The 14,258-nt window shown below is 70.3% G+C and carries 10 protein-coding genes; 7 read left to right on the top strand and 3 right to left on the bottom strand.

What is annotated here, in order from left to right; all coding sequences use genetic code 11:
- Nucleotide 1: 1 nt before the first annotated feature.
- Nucleotides 2-1,558, bottom strand: a complete 1,557-nt coding sequence (locus ACIPUC_RS13130) for an RICIN domain-containing protein (RefSeq protein ID WP_446589715.1) — start codon at nt 1,556-1,558, stop codon at nt 2-4.
- 26 nt (nt 1,559-1,584) lie between these two features.
- Nucleotides 1,585-1,713, bottom strand: coding sequence for a hypothetical protein (locus tag ACIPUC_RS13125; RefSeq protein ID WP_446589243.1), 129 nt, complete (start codon nt 1,711-1,713; stop codon nt 1,585-1,587).
- A gap of 187 nt (nt 1,714-1,900) precedes the next feature.
- Here ACIPUC_RS13125 and ACIPUC_RS13120 point away from each other — a divergent pair, with 187 nt between their 5' ends.
- From ACIPUC_RS13120 to ACIPUC_RS13090, 7 genes are all read left to right on the top strand, one after another.
- Nucleotides 1,901-2,623 carry a FadR/GntR family transcriptional regulator gene (locus tag ACIPUC_RS13120; protein ID WP_446589242.1) on the top strand — a complete coding sequence of 241 codons (723 nt, stop codon included), beginning with the start codon at nt 1,901-1,903 and terminating at the stop codon, nt 2,621-2,623.
- Between the two features lie 679 nt (nt 2,624-3,302).
- Nucleotides 3,303-4,409, top strand: coding sequence for a ricin-type beta-trefoil lectin domain protein (locus tag ACIPUC_RS13115; RefSeq protein WP_446589240.1), 1,107 nt, complete (start codon nt 3,303-3,305; stop codon nt 4,407-4,409).
- A 242-nt stretch (nt 4,410-4,651) separates the two neighbouring features.
- The gene (locus tag ACIPUC_RS13110; RefSeq protein ID WP_446589239.1) at nt 4,652-6,637 is read left to right on the top strand and encodes a beta-galactosidase; all 1,986 of its coding nucleotides are present in this window, start codon (nt 4,652-4,654) and stop codon (nt 6,635-6,637) included.
- Nucleotides 6,638-6,653: 16 nt separating this feature from the next.
- Complete coding sequence (locus ACIPUC_RS13105) at nt 6,654-8,792, top strand: alpha-galactosidase (protein ID WP_446589238.1); 2,139 nt, start codon at nt 6,654-6,656, stop codon at nt 8,790-8,792.
- Between the two features lie 55 nt (nt 8,793-8,847).
- Nucleotides 8,848-10,362: a glycoside hydrolase family 43 protein gene (locus tag ACIPUC_RS13100; RefSeq protein ID WP_446589237.1), complete on the top strand. Its 1,515-nt coding sequence runs from the start codon at nt 8,848-8,850 to the stop codon at nt 10,360-10,362.
- A 56-nt stretch (nt 10,363-10,418) separates the two neighbouring features.
- The gene (locus tag ACIPUC_RS13095) at nt 10,419-12,173 is read left to right on the top strand and encodes a cellulase family glycosylhydrolase (RefSeq protein WP_446589236.1); all 1,755 of its coding nucleotides are present in this window, start codon (nt 10,419-10,421) and stop codon (nt 12,171-12,173) included.
- 175 nt (nt 12,174-12,348) lie between these two features.
- Nucleotides 12,349-13,365 (top strand): LacI family DNA-binding transcriptional regulator, encoded by a 1,017-nt coding sequence (locus ACIPUC_RS13090; RefSeq protein ID WP_446589235.1) that lies wholly within the window; start codon nt 12,349-12,351, stop codon nt 13,363-13,365.
- A 71-nt stretch (nt 13,366-13,436) separates the two neighbouring features.
- On the opposite strand, the gene ACIPUC_RS13085 is transcribed toward ACIPUC_RS13090, so the two are convergent.
- Nucleotides 13,437-14,153, bottom strand: coding sequence for a glycoside hydrolase family 12 protein (locus tag ACIPUC_RS13085; RefSeq protein ID WP_446589233.1), 717 nt, complete (start codon nt 14,151-14,153; stop codon nt 13,437-13,439).
- Between the last annotated feature and the right edge of the window lie 105 nt (nt 14,154-14,258).

The raw sequence follows: 14,258 nt of genomic DNA, 5'->3' as shown, positions 1-14,258 counted from the left end.
GCTACCAGCGTGTCGGCAGACCGGCGATGAACGAGGTGAGCCGGTCGGCGATGAGTCGGTCGTCATGGGCCGAGTAGTGCCAGTCACAGCCGAGGAAATCCAGGCCCGAGTCGTCGAGGAGCCAGTAGCGGACCCCGCCGTCGCCGGCGTCGTTGCGTGCCTTGACCACCTGCTGGACATGGCCGGCGTACTGGCCGGCGCCGACTGCCACGATGGTCGTCCCGGCCCCGTAGCGCGTGCGCAGTTTCTGGAGGAAGTCGCCGTAGGCGCTGCGGTAGCCGTCCGCGAGGCTGTCGGGCGTCCACGGCTCACCGGGGTTGACGGCGGTCGAGAAGTCGTTGGTGCCAAGGTTGACCACCACGAGCTGAGGGCGCCAGGTGCCCGGGTTCTGCCAGACGTCGCCGGACACGTTCAACAGGGCGCGGTCGTAGAAGGTCCGGTACGTGACGTCCGGCAGGCCTCCGTTGTAGTTGCGCACCATGCCCAGGCCGGAATAGCCGTTGATCTGGTAGTCGGCATTCAGTTGCCGGGCGGTGAGGGCGCCGTAGCTCACGTCGGAGTTGGTGCTCCGCTTGACCTGGTCCCAGGTGCAGGTGCGCGAGGTCGAGAGGTTGCCGTAGCCCACCGTGAGGGAGTCGCCGATGAACTCGATCTGACGACTGCGGGCCGACGGTTTGCTCAGCACGGCACCGCCGGGCGCGGCCAAGAAGCCCCCGAACGTGCTGGTGTTGCCCGGGCTGTCATTGCGCTTGACGAGCCGGACGGTGTGCTCACGGTCCTGCAGCCCGTTGATCCAGTGTGTGGTGTCGCCGGGCGTGACGAGCGTGGCGACAGTGGCTCCGTCGACCTGGACGTCGTAATCGGCGGCCGAGTCGTTGAGCACGATGCCCACGCCGGTGCCCCTGACGCGGGCCTCGAAGTACACGCCGGGCCAGCTGTACTGCACCGTGTTTCCGGCGTCCTTGACACGCCCCGCGGTGTGCACCTGTGCGAGTACTCCCGATGCGCGGACCAGTTGCCACTGCTGGTTGGCCCCGCCCCAGTCGGCGTACTGCACGACCTTGGCGCCGTCCGCGGTGGAGGCGTTCTGGACCTCGACGGCCTTGCCGCTGTTGCGGTTGATCAGCCGGACGTAACCGTCAGGGGAATCGGCCAGCCGGAACTGCTGGTTGGCGCCACCCGCATCGCTCCACTGCACGATGTCCGCGTGGTCGGCGGTGGAGTAGCTGTAGACATCCAGCACCTTGCCCGAATGCTGCGCCTTCAGCCGGTAGTAGCCGCCGCCCGAGTCGACGAACCGGAATTGCTGATTGGCCCCGTCATGACGGACCCACTGCGACAGGGCCGCCCCCTCGGCAGTACTGCCTCCCGACACGTCCAGCGCCTTGCCACTGCCACGGTTGACCAGCACGTACGACGCGCTCGTATCCACAGTGGCCGCCTGCGCCGTCCCCGCGGCACCAAAACCGGTCAGGAGGGCCGACGCCAAGGCGGTCACCGCGGCAAGCACCCCCGCACGCCTCCCGCGTCGCCCCCACGCACTTAATGTCATATACATGCCACCCCTGCGCATTCAGGTCCCTTTCACTGCGCGATGGACGTCCACGGCAGGTTGGTGCTGCTGCCACGGGTCCAGTGCTGATGGGTGCCGGGGCCGGCGAGCATGGCGCCGGCGTCGACGGGAATGCAGGCCCCCGCATGAAGGTCGGCCATGTCGCCTTGGGATGTCAACCAGGGCTCGGGCGATCGCCGAGGTCTGCGCGGCGCACGGAACGCTCCGACCGCCGCCGCGACCACCTTCCCGTACGCGCATCGCAGGTATCATCAACGCCACCCTCGGCATGCGGGCTCCGGAACATTCGGACGTGCTCACGGGGCGCGGCGGGGGGAGGGATGAGCGGTGTCTCTGACGGACAAGGCCATCGAGCAGATCCGTGAGCTGATCCGGACCGGCGCCCTGCCGCCCGGCTCGAAGCTCCCACCGGAGCCGGAACTGGCCGCGCAGCTGGGACTGTCCCGCAACCTCGCCCGGGAAGCGGTCAAGGCGCTGTCCGTCGCGCGGGTCCTGGAGGTCCGGCGGGGCGACGGTACGTACGTGACCAGCCTCCAGCCGAGTCTCCTACTGGAGGGGCTCGGCGGCGCGGTGGAACTGCTACAGGGCGACTCGGTCGCCCTGCAGGACCTCATGGAGGTACGGCGACTCCTGGAACCGGTCGCCACGGCGCTGGCTGCGACCCGGATCTCCGACGCCCAACTGGCTGACGTCGGCGCCCATTTGGACGCCATGCGCGCGGCCCGAGACGACATCGAACAGCTCAACGCCCACGACGCCGCCTTCCACCGCGCCGTCGTCTCGGCCACGGGGAACGAAACCCTTCTCACCCTCCTGGAAGGGATCTCCGGCCGCACCCTGCGCGCCCGCATCTGGCGCGGTCTGGTCGACGACAAGGCCGCGGGCCGCACTCTCGCCGAGCACGAGGCGATCTTCAACGCGCTGTCCACCCGCGACGCCGCCCTCAGCCAGGCCGCCGCACTGCTGCACGTGAGCAACACCGAGCAGTGGCTGAGGGAATACCTGGGCTCAGGCGAACCCCTGCCCTTCGGGACGACAGCGCGCAGGTGACGGGGCGACATGCGGCAGCGGGTCGAACCCTTCCGGTCGGCGGGTGCCGCGCCTGCACGGTCCCGGGCCCAGGGAGGGCGCCGGTCGGTGAGCCGCATGTCGTCACACTCCCCCACACATGGGATGCATGAGTGCACACAGAGGGGACTCTGTCCAACCTTCGCAGGAGTTGAGGGCCTCCTCCTGGCAACCTGACCACTGGTCATGGGATGTATTACCTTGGGGTAACTATTGACGGGGGCATTCCGCATGCCTACTGTCCTGCGACGGAGCAGAACAGCTTCCACCGACCGGAAGCCCTGTCCTTGGTCGCCGAGTCCCCGTGGTCAGAGCTGAGTTCACGCGTGTGCCCGGCCTCACCGGCAGCTGGCCCCTCCGGCCGCCACGGAGAACCAACCCTTCGCCAGCCGTGACAACGTCACCTTCCCCGGCGTCTCTGGACCGGCTGCAGTACGTATACCAGGGCATCGACCCCAGGGACGGGCCGACTACATCCGCCTGCCCCGGCGCATGGGCCTGCTCACCCAGACCAACTCCGCCTGCTGACCACCCGAACCCTCATCGAGCACCCACACACCCGCGCACCCCGCCGGGCGGCTCACCGGCGGGCTGACGGTGGATGGCGCTCGAGAGGCCGGTCGGGTCGAACCCGCACTCACTCGTAGAAGAGGACGCCTGCATGAGAAAGCCTTGGCTTCTGTCCCTGATCGCGTTTGTCGCTGCCGTGCTCGGGGTGACGGCAGCCGGTGTGACCCCTGCCTCCGCCGCCTCGACCACGCCCTTGCGGGTCATGCCGTTGGGCGACTCGATCACCTGGGGTGTGGGAAGCAGTACGGGCAACGGCTACCGCGGTCCGTTGCGGGACAAGCTCGCGGCGGACGGCCATCCACTGGACTTCGTCGGCACGCTGCGGGGCGGTTCGATGTCCGACCCCGACAACGAAGGCCACTCCGGATACCGCATCGACCAGATCGCCGCACTCGCCGACGCCCCACTGACCCGCTACCGGCCCAACGTCGTGACGCTGAAGATCGGCACCAACGACCTCAACGGGGGCTACCAGCCCTCCACCGCCGCCACCCGCCTGAAGTCACTGGTCAACCAGATCACCGCCGCCGCGCCCGACGCAACCGTCCTCGTGGCCTCCCTGGTCGTGTCCACCAGCGGCTCGGAGGAGCAATACAGGGCCGCGTACAACCAGGCCATTCCCCACATCGTGAGCGAGGCACAGGCCGCGGGCAAGCACGTCGCGTACGTGGACATGAGCAGCCTGACCACAGCCGACCTGGCCGACACCCTGCACCCCAACGACACCGGCTACCGGAAGATGGCAGACGCCTTCCACCGCGGCATCCAGGCCGCGGACAGCGCCGGATGGCTGAGGAACCCCGCCCCCGCCGCCGCACGCGTGCAGTCCGGCACCACCGGCAAATGCCTGGACGTCAGCGGCGCCGGCACCGCCGACGGGACCGCCGTCCAGATCTGGAGCTGCGGCAACAACGTCAACCAGCTCTGGTCCGCCTACACCAACAGCACCCTGCGCTCCATGGGCAAGTGCCTCGACGCCGCCGGCGGGGGCACCGCCAACGGCACCAAGGTGCAGATCTGGACCTGCCACGGCGGCCCCAACCAGGTCTGGCAGCCCTACAACGGCGGCTACCGCAACCCCGCCTCCGGCCGCTGCCTCGACGATCCGGGCTTCGCCACGACCGACGGCACGCAGCTCCACCTGTGGGACTGCCACGGCGGCTCCAACCAGAAATGGACCACTCTGACCGCCGGATGAATCCGAAGCATGATTCTCGAAGCGCTTCGACTATCCCGTTTGCCCTGGTCGCCTGAGCCATGGCCGGGCGGTGCAAGCGTTCACCGCAGTAGGTGCCCTTGTTTCGCACGAAACTTGTCCGTTACCTTGCGCCTGGAAGTGAAGCGCTTCGACAGTGGCTCGCCCCCGCCCCGCACAGAGGGCGGGGGCCCCTGACGGCCGGTCAAGACGCGACGCGACTCTCCATAACGAAGGAACCGGTCATGACGACTCGCAGCATCACCGACCGCCTGGGCGGCCTGGCCTTCGGCGGGGACTACAACCCCGAGCAGTGGGACGAGCCGGTCTGGAAGGAGGACGACGAGCTCATGCGCCGGGCCAAGGTCAACCTGGCCACGGTGGGCGTGTTCTCGTGGGCCCTGCTCGAACCGGAGGAGGGACGCTACGACTTCACCTGGCTCGACGCCCACATCGAGCGCCTGCACGCGAACGGCGTGGCCGTCGACCTGGCCACCCCGACCGCTTCCCCGCCGCCCTGGCTCACCCTGGCCCACCCCGATGCGCTGACGGTCCGGGCCGACGGCACCCGCCTCGTCCACGGCAGCCGCGACACGTACTGCCTGGCCTCCCCCGCCTACCGCAGCGCGGCCCGCCGGATCGCCTCCGCGCTCGCCGAGCGGTACGGCGGCCACCCCGCCCTCGCACTGTGGCACGTGCACAACGAGTACGGCACGCTCTGCTGGTGCGACCACGCGGCGGCCGCGTTCCGGGTGTGGCTGCGTGCCCGCCACGGCTCACTGGACGCCCTCAACGAGGCCTGGGGCACGGCTTTTTGGAGCCAGCGCTACACCTCCTGGGAGCAGGTGCTGCCGCCGCGCGCGACGAATTACCACAAGAACCCCGGCCAGACAGTGGACTTCCACCGCTTCTGGGGCGATGAGATCATCGCCGCGTACTGCGAACAGCGCGACGCGATCCGCGAGCACAGCGACCGCCCGGTGACGACGAACCTGATGCTGCCCTACTACCTGCGGCTCAACCTGTGGGCCTTCGCACGTGAACTCGACGTCATCACCTCCGACCAGTACCCGTCCGAGACGGGCCCGGACTCCGCAGCCCACGTCGCCTTCTACGCCGACCGCTCCCGCTCCCTGGCCGGCGGCCGACCGTGGCTGCTGATGGAACAGGGCACCAGCACCGTCTACGACGGCGACCAGGTTCTCGGCAAGGAGCCCGGCGAGATCCTGCGCCACAGCCTCGGCCACATCGCGCGGGGTTCGGAGGGGGCCCTCTTCTTCCAGTGGCGCCAGTCCCGGGCCGGTGCCGAGACCTGGCACTCGGCGATGCTGCCGCACGCGGGTCCCGACAGCCGCATCTTCCGCGAGGTCACCCAGACCGGCGGGGCGGTCGCCCGGCTCGGCGAGTTGGCGGGATCCACGGTCACCGCGCCGGTCGCCGTGCTCGACGACCCGGACGCCATGTGGGCGCTGGAGGTGGACGGCCTGCCCTCCGCCCGGCTCGACTACCACGCGCCGCTCGCCGAGGCGCACCGGGCGCTGTGGGACGCGGGCGTCACGGTCGACTTCGCCCACCCGCAGCACGAGTTGAGCGGCTACCGGCTCGTCATCGCCCCGTCCTTGTTCCTGCTGTCCGACAAGGGCGCCGAGAACCTGCGCCGTTACGTCGAGGGCGGCGGCACGCTCCTCGTCCAGCACGCGAGCGGATTCGTAGACGACCGCATGCACGCACGGCTGGGCGGCTATCCCGCGGGCCCGCTGCGCGAGGCGCTGGGCGTCCGCGTCGAGGAGCACCGGCCGCTGCGGACGTACGAACGCATCGCCCTGTCGGACGGGTCGCACGGCACGGTCTGGAGCGAGTCCCTGCGCACCGAGGGCGCGGAGAGCCTCGCCACCTACACCCACGGCATGCTCGCGGGGAGCCCCGCCCTCACCCGGCACCGCTCCGGCACCGGACAGGGCTGGTACCTCTCCACCCGCCTGGACGGCGCCGACTACGCCGCCCTGGTCGGCCGCCTGCTGAAGGAGGCCGGTGTCGAACCGGAGGTGCCGGGCCTGCCGGCCGGTGTCGAAGCCGTCACCCGACGCGCACCCGACGGCCGCCGCTGGCTGGTCCTGATCAACCACAACCCCGAGGCCGTGCCCTTGCCGGACCCCGCCCACGACCTGCTCACCGACGCCCTCCTGCACGGACTGCCGCCCGGCGGCTGCGCGGTTCTCCGCGGGCACTGATCGCGAAAGGGCCGCCATGACCAAGGAACAGACGACCTTCCGCTGGGGGCACGAGGCCCTTCACCTCGAGATCGTCCTCGATGACGACGGCAGCCCGCGCCTCTCGCACCTCGGACTGCCCGGCGAAGCGCGGAGAATCCCCGGCGCGTCCCTGCCCCTGGTGGAGGTGACGGCCGCGGGTCACGGCCGCGGCTGGTCGGGCGACCGCCTGATCGGAACCGATCTCGGCGGGCGGCTGCGCCACCGGAGCCACCGCGCCGCCCGCGACGGCGACTGGCACACACTGACCGTGCACCTCCACGATCCGGACACCGGGCTGGCCGCGGAGGTGACCTACCGGTCACCGAACGGCATCCCCGTGCTCCGCAGCGAGGTGGCCCTGCGCAACGAAGGGCAGGCCGCGCTGCACCTGGAGTCGGTCAGCTCGCTCGCGGTGGGCTGCCTCACCGCCCAGGATCCGGCGGCCGTCGACGCCGCGGACCTGCTGTGGGCGCAGAACGACTGGCTCGCCGAATGCCGCTGGCAGCGACAGCCGATGCGCCTGAGCACACCGTCCCACGGTGGACGGGTGAGCAACGGGCACGGCAGGGCCGGCTTCGCCCTCAATGGACAGGGCACCTGGTCCAGCTGCGGACGCCTCCCCATGGGCGGCCTGACGGACCGGCGCACCGGCCGCACCTGGGTGTGGCAGATCGAGCACAACGGCGGGGGCTGGCGCTGGGAATGCGAAGAGCGGGAGAAGGCGGCCTACGCGGCGCTGTTCGGCCCCACCGACATCCACCACGGCTGGCGGCACTCCCTTGAACCCGGCGCCGTCTTCCGCACCGTACCCGCCGCCCTGTCCTTCAGCGCCGACGGCGGCCCCGACGCCGCGTTCGCCGCGCTGACCCGCTACCGCCGCGCCCAGCGCCGCCCGCATGCCGACCACCAGCGCCTGCCCGTCATCTTCAACGACTACATGAACTGCCTGATGGGCGACCCCACGACCGGGAAGCTGCTGCCGCTCGTCGACGCGGCGGCCGATGCGGGCGCGGAATACTTCGTGATCGACGCCGGCTGGTACGACGGCGACAACGGCGGCTGGTGGACCACCGTCGGCGCCTGGGAGCCCGCCGCCTCCCGGTTCCCCGGGACGCGCGGGATCCACGAGGTGCTGGACCGTATCCGGGAGCGCGGCATGGTCCCCGGCCTGTGGCTGGAGCCCGAGGTGATCGGCGTACGCAGCCCCATGGCCGCGTCCCTGCCCGACGAGGCGTTCTTCCGCCGCGGCGGGGTCCGCGTCACGGAGGCCGGCCGGCACCACCTGGACCTGCGCCACCCCGCCGCCCGTGCCCACTTGGACCAGGTCGTGGACCGCCTGGTCGGCGCGTGGGGCGTCGGCTACCTCAAACTCGACCACAACATCGATCCCGGCTCCGGCACCAGCGCCCACCCCGGCGAGAGCCCGGGCGCCGGCCTGCTCGGCCACAACCGGGCGCACCTCGACTGGCTCGACGGCGTCCTCGACCGGTACCCGCACCTGGTGGTGGAGAACTGTGCCTCGGGCGGCATGCGCTGGGACCACGCCCTGCTCTCCCGGATGCAGCTGCAGTCCACCAGCGACCAGCAGAACCTCCACCACTACGCGCCCATCGCGGCCTCCGCGCCCACCGCCGTCACCCCGGAACAGGGTGCCGTCTGGGCGTACCCCCAGCCGGAGGACTCCCTCGACGAGGTGGCCTTCACCATGGCCAACGCGCTCCTCGGCCGGATCCATCTCTCCGGCCGCATTCCCGAACTCGAGCCGGAGGCCCGCGCCCTGGTCCACGAGGCGGTAGCGGTGTACAAGGCCATCCGCGCCGACCTGCCGCACGCCGTGCCGTCCTGGCCACTGGGCCTTCCCGCCTGGGACGACCCCTGGATGGCCCTGGCCCTGCGCACTCCCGCCACCACCTACCTCACCGCCTGGCGCCGTCCCGGAACCGACGCCACGGCGACGCTGCACCTGCCCCACCTGCGGGACACCGCCGTCCGTGTCGACCTGCTCTACCCCTCGGTGAGCCGGGCAGCCGTTCCCGCCTGGACGCCCGACACGGCCGAGCTGAGCCTGACCCTGCCCACCGCGCCGTCCGCCGTCCTGCTCCGCATCACCCCCACGGACCCCGGCGCTCGCTGACACGGGCTCTGACCGCCCCACGCCCGCATCACGAATCGACGAGAGGACCCATCGGGTGCCCCCGCTGCGCCGGCCGGACGGACGCTCCGCCAACCCCGTGATCCCCGGCTTCCACCCCGACCCCAGCGTCTGCCGCGTCGGCGACGACTACTACCTGGCCTGCTCCAGCTTCGAGTACTTCCCCGGTGTACCCCTCTTCCACAGCCGCGACCTGGTGCACTGGACGCAGATCGGCAACGCCCTGGACCGGCCGGACCAGCTGCGTCTGCCCGCCTCCATGTCGTCCTCCGGCGGGATCTACGCCCCCACCCTGCGCCACCACGACGGCCGCTTCTGGTTGATCGTCACCAACTGCAGCGAGGGCGGCGGCAACCTGATCGTCACGGCCACCGACCCCGCCGGACCGTGGTCGGACCCCATCCCGGCACCGGGCGTCCCCGGCATCGATCCCGACCTGGTCTGGGACGAGGACGGCACCTGCTGGTGCACGGTCGCCGGGGTCTCGCAGGTCCGTATCGACCCGTCCACCGGGCAGACGTACGGAACACCGCGCAGGCTCTGGTCCGGCGGGCCCGGCGCCAAGGCCCCGGAAGCGCCGCACCTGTACCGGATCGGCGACTACTGGTACCTGCTCATCGCCGAGGGCGGCACCGAACGCGGCCACGCCGTGTCGATCGCCCGCGGCCCCACGCCTGCCGGCCCGTTCGAGCCGTGCCCGGCCAACCCGGTCCTCACCCACCGCGGCACCGACCACCCCGTCCAGAACACCGGGCACGCCGACCTGGTCCAAGGCCCCGACGGCTCCTGGTGGATGGTGCTGCTGGGCGTCCGACCGGGCGGCGGCACACCGGGCTGGCACGTGCTCGGCCGGGAGACCTTCCTGACCCCCGTGACCTGGGTGGACGGCTGGCCTGTCGTCGGCGAGGTCGCCCTGGACCTGCCCGGGGTCCCGTGGCCGCTCGCCCCCGGCCCTGTCGAGGAGCAGCGGGACGACTTCGAGCCCGCCGACCTGCGACCGTCCTGGATCTCCCTGCGCGACCGGCCCGCCGAACACTGCACCACCAAGGAGCGCCCCGGCTGGCTGACCCTCCGCGCGCGGGGCAGCTCCCTGGACGAACCCGACGTGGTGTTCACCGGCCGGCGCCAGCAGCACCTCGCGTGCCGGGCACGGACCCTGACCGACGCGTCGGAAGGGCGCGGCGGCCTCGCCGTCCGGCTCGACGAACGTCACCACTACGCGATCGAGGTGTCCGGCACGGAGGTACGGGTCATCGCGCGCGTCGGCCCCCTGCGCACGGTCGTGGCCGCACGGCCCCTGCCCGTCGGGCCGGTGGTCCTCGCCGTCAGGATCACGCGGCCGCCGTCTTCGCACGGACCGTGCACCGGACCCGACGTCGTCTCCCTCGGGGTCGAGCAGCCCGACGGCACGTTCACCGAGCTCGCGACCCTCGACGGCCGCTACCTGTCGACCGAGGTCGCCGGCGGCTTCACCGGCCGCGTCATCGGCATGTACGCCGCGGAAGGCACCGTCCGCTTCGACTGGTTCGACTACGAGCCCCTCGACGGCTGAACCAGGCCCCCACCACGGATCGGATCACCCGCACGACCGACCGAAAGGCAGGACACATGAAGGACATACGGCACTCCGCGCAACACCGCAGCCGGGGCCCGGGCCGCCTGGCCGCCCTGCTGCTGACGCTGGTCGTCATGTTGGGGCTGAGCGGCGGCACCGCGCTGGCCGCGCCCGACGCCGACCGGAAGCCGTCGAGGCCGGTGGTCCGGGTTCCGGACAACCCCGTCGACGCCGTCGCGCAGATGCAGCCCAGCTGGAACCTGGGCAACACCCTGGACGCCATCCCGAACGAGTCGTCCTGGGGCAACGGGCAGACCACCAAGGCGACGTTCGACACCATCGCCGCGCAGGGGTTCCGCAGCGTCCGCATCCCGGTGACCTGGACCGACCACCAGTCCGCCACCGCGCCGTACACCGTCGACGCCGCCTACATGGCCCGGGTCAAGCAGCTCGTCGACTGGGCGTTGGCCGACGGCCTGTACGTGGTGCTCAACGTCCACCACGACTCGTGGATGTGGGTCGAGAAGATCACGAGCGACCACGACAACGTGATGGCCCGGTTCAACTCCACCTGGTCCCAGATCTCCACGACCTTCCGTGACGCGCCGCGCACTCTGGTCTTCGAGGGCATCAACGAGCCGAGCTTCGCCGGCGCCACGACCGCGCAGAAGTTCCAGTACCTGAGGGAGCTGCAGACCTCGTTCCACTCCGTGGTCCGCGCCTCGGGCGGCGCGAACACGAGCCGCATGCTGTCGCTGACCACGCCGGCCGGCAGCCCCGACCAGGCTTTCATGGACGACCTGTACACCACTGTCACCGCGCTGAAGGACCGCCAGCTCATTGCGCAGGTGCACTTCTACAGCTGGTACCCGTTCAGCGTGAACGTCGCGGGCGGCACCCTGTACGACGCCGTCGCGCAGAAGCACCTGGACGACACCTTCGCCAACATCCACAACACCTTCGTCGCCAAGGGCATCCCGGTCTATCTCGGCGAGTACGGTCTGCTCGACTACCCGAACCACTTCCACCCCTCCCGCGTCGAGCGGGGCGAGGCGCTGAAGTACTACGAGCACGCGGGCTACGGGGCGCGCAAGTACGGCATCACCACCGCCCTGTGGGACCCGTTCTCCTACCTGAACCGCGAGACCCTGCAGTGGCGTGACCCGGCCCTGTTCGCCGCGATCAAGTCGAGCTGGACCACCCGCTCGGGCACGGCCTCCTTCGACAAGGTCTTCGTGCCGAAGTCAAGCCCGGTCACGGCCAAATCGCTGACCCTGAACCTCAACGGCACCTACTTCCGCGGTGTGTGGCAGGGCGATACCAGGCTCATGGCGGGACGGGACTACACCGTCTCCGGCAACCAGCTGACCTTCACCGCCAAGGCGCTGACCCGCCTGGTCGGCAACCGCGCCTACGGTGTCAATGCGACGCTCCAGGCCCGGTTCACCAGTGGGCTGCCCTGGAACATCGACATCGTCACCAACGACGCTCCGACGGTGTCGGCCGCCACCGGCACCACCGACTCGTTCACCGTTCCCACCCAGTACCGGGGCAACGACCTGGCGACCATGCACGCCACGTACGCCGACGGAACCAATGCCGGCCCGACCGACTGGACTCCGTTCCAGGAGTTCAACAAGGCCTTCTCGCCCGACAACCCGAACGGCACCATCATCCTGACCCCCGAGTTCCTCAACGCGCTCCGCGACGGCGAAGCGGCGACGCTGGTCTTCCACTTCTACAGCGGCGCCACCGCCACCTACCACGTCACCAAGTCCGGAAGCTCGGTCACCGGCACGCTCTCCTGACGTGCCGCACCCTCGCCCTGGCCGCCCGCTCCCCCGGGCGGCCAGGGCAAGCGTTGTCGAAGCGCTTCGACACATGGATGGACACGCGCCCAGGCCGACGCTATGGTCAGCGTACATTTCACACGTCAATGTCATGCGCACGCTATCGAAGCGTTTCACGAACCGGGAGAGATGGATGGTAACCCTCGTCGAGGTCGCCCGGCACGCCGGAGTGTCGGCGAGCACGGTGAGCTATGTCCTCAGCGGCAAGCGGTCCATCTCCACGACCACCCGGCTGCGGGTCGAGCAGAGCATCCGCGAGCTGGGATACCACCCGAACGCGGGCGCCCGGGCCCTGGCCAGCAGCAGGTCGAACATCATCGCGCTGATGGTTCCCCTGCGCACCGACATGTACGTGCCGGTGATGATGGAGATCGCCATCGCGGTCGCCACGACGGCCCGGACGCACGGGTACGACGTGCTGCTGCTGACCGGCGAGGAGGGGCCCGACGCCGTCCGCCGCGTCACCGGCAGTGGGCTCGCCGACGCGATGATCCTGATGGATGTCGAACTCGACGACGAGCGGCTTCCGTTGCTGCGCGGCACCGACCAGCCGTCCGTGCTGATCGGACTGCCCGCCGACACCTCGGGACTGACCTGCGTCGACCTCGACTTCAAGGCGACCGGCGCGTTGTGCGTCGAGCATCTGGCGATGCTCGGCCACCGCGACATCGCCGTCATCGGTGAGGCCCCCGCGGTCTACGAGCGGCACACCGGCTTCGCCGAGCGCACCCTCGACGGACTCCGTTCCCGAGCACGGGAGTTGGACATCCGGGTGCTGCACCGGCCGTGCGGGGGCGGCTACGACGCGATGGCCGTCACCCTCGCCCGCATCCTCGACGAGCGCCCGGGCACCTCCGGGTTCATCGTGCAGAACGAGCAGGCGGTCGAGCCGCTGCTCGCCCTGCTGCGCCGGCAGGGCCGCGCCGTGCCCGAGGACGTGTCGGTGGTCGCGGTCTGCCCGGACCAGGTGGCCGTGCAGGCCTCGGTACGGCTGACGTCGGTCTCCATCCCCGCGCAGGAGATGGGCCGCAACGCGGTGGAACGCCTGGTCGCCAAGCTCGACGGCCGCGGCACCGACGAGGTCGTGCTCATCGCACCCGAGTTGACGGTTCGGGAGAGTACGGGGCCGGCGCCCTCCACCGCCCCCTGACCCCGACAGCAGCGGGCCGAGGCCGACCGCGCCCGAGGAGGGACGCGGACCGGCCTCGGCCCTGATGTCGGTCAGCCGCCAGTGACGGTCAGGTTGTTGGTGGTGAAGTTGAGGCCGCCGGACGACGAGGTGATCTCATAGCCGAACTGGACCTCGCCGATGGTCTCGTTGCCGGGCATCCAGCCCTTGGTGTACGCGATCCAGTTGAGGATCGGCTTGATGTCCACGGTGCCGGAGTTGGAGTCGGAGGTCCGCAGGAACGAGAACACCTGGTTCGACCCGTTCGTGCCCTTGTAGACGTTCCAGCTGTGGCCGCCGAGCGTGACGTTGGCCTGCCAGGTGCCGATCGGGCCGACGGCTCCGTTGGAGTTGACCCAGAGCATGATCTCGTACTGGTGGTCGGTGTCCCAGATGTCGTACGACGTGTTGTACGCGCCGGACGACGGGACGCTGACGTTGTAGTTGCTGGTGAGCCGGCCGAGGGAGTCGATCGTCTTGTTGATCGTTTTCGTTGAGTTGGGGTAGGACTTGATGCCGCCGGTGTTGGGGTGGTTGGCCCAGACACCCCAGCCGCTCCCCGAGTTGGCCCAGACGCACTGACTGCCCGCGCCGGAGCCCCAGATGTTGTTGTAGAGCTTGTAGCCGTCCAGGCTGGTGTTGCCCCATTGGTCGCAGGAGTTCCAGACTGCTGCCGAAGCGGGGGCGGAGGCCAGGCCGACGATGGCACCGAGAGCCATCGCCGGGGCCAGTACCGCCGTGGTGATCTTGCGTACCGTGCTTTTGGCCATGGTGTCCCTTCCATGGGTGGGGGGAAATACGGGGGGTGCTACCACGGCCCCCTGGCTGGGGACGTGGTCCTCTCCGGCGAGGGGATCGCTCGGCTGAGCGTCGCC

Source organism: Streptomyces sp. LARHCF249, from assembly GCF_052871255.1.
The sequence above is the reverse complement of the archived record's forward strand: the minus strand, read 5'-3'. Positions and strand labels throughout refer to the sequence as shown.

Coding starts and splice junctions, on each gene's coding strand:
- ACIPUC_RS13130 (WP_446589715.1), bottom strand. CDS start 1,558: ATGTATATGACATTAAGTGCGTGGGGGCGACGCGGGAGGCGTGCGGGG.
- ACIPUC_RS13125 (WP_446589243.1), bottom strand. CDS start 1,713: ATGGCCGACCTTCATGCGGGGGCCTGCATTCCCGTCGACGCCGGCGCC.
- ACIPUC_RS13115 (WP_446589240.1), top strand. CDS start 3,303: ATGAGAAAGCCTTGGCTTCTGTCCCTGATCGCGTTTGTCGCTGCCGTG.
- ACIPUC_RS13110 (WP_446589239.1), top strand. CDS start 4,652: ATGACGACTCGCAGCATCACCGACCGCCTGGGCGGCCTGGCCTTCGGC.
- ACIPUC_RS13105 (WP_446589238.1), top strand. CDS start 6,654: ATGACCAAGGAACAGACGACCTTCCGCTGGGGGCACGAGGCCCTTCAC.
- ACIPUC_RS13095 (WP_446589236.1), top strand. CDS start 10,419: ATGAAGGACATACGGCACTCCGCGCAACACCGCAGCCGGGGCCCGGGC.
- ACIPUC_RS13090 (WP_446589235.1), top strand. CDS start 12,349: ATGGTAACCCTCGTCGAGGTCGCCCGGCACGCCGGAGTGTCGGCGAGC.
- ACIPUC_RS13085 (WP_446589233.1), bottom strand. CDS start 14,153: ATGGCCAAAAGCACGGTACGCAAGATCACCACGGCGGTACTGGCCCCG.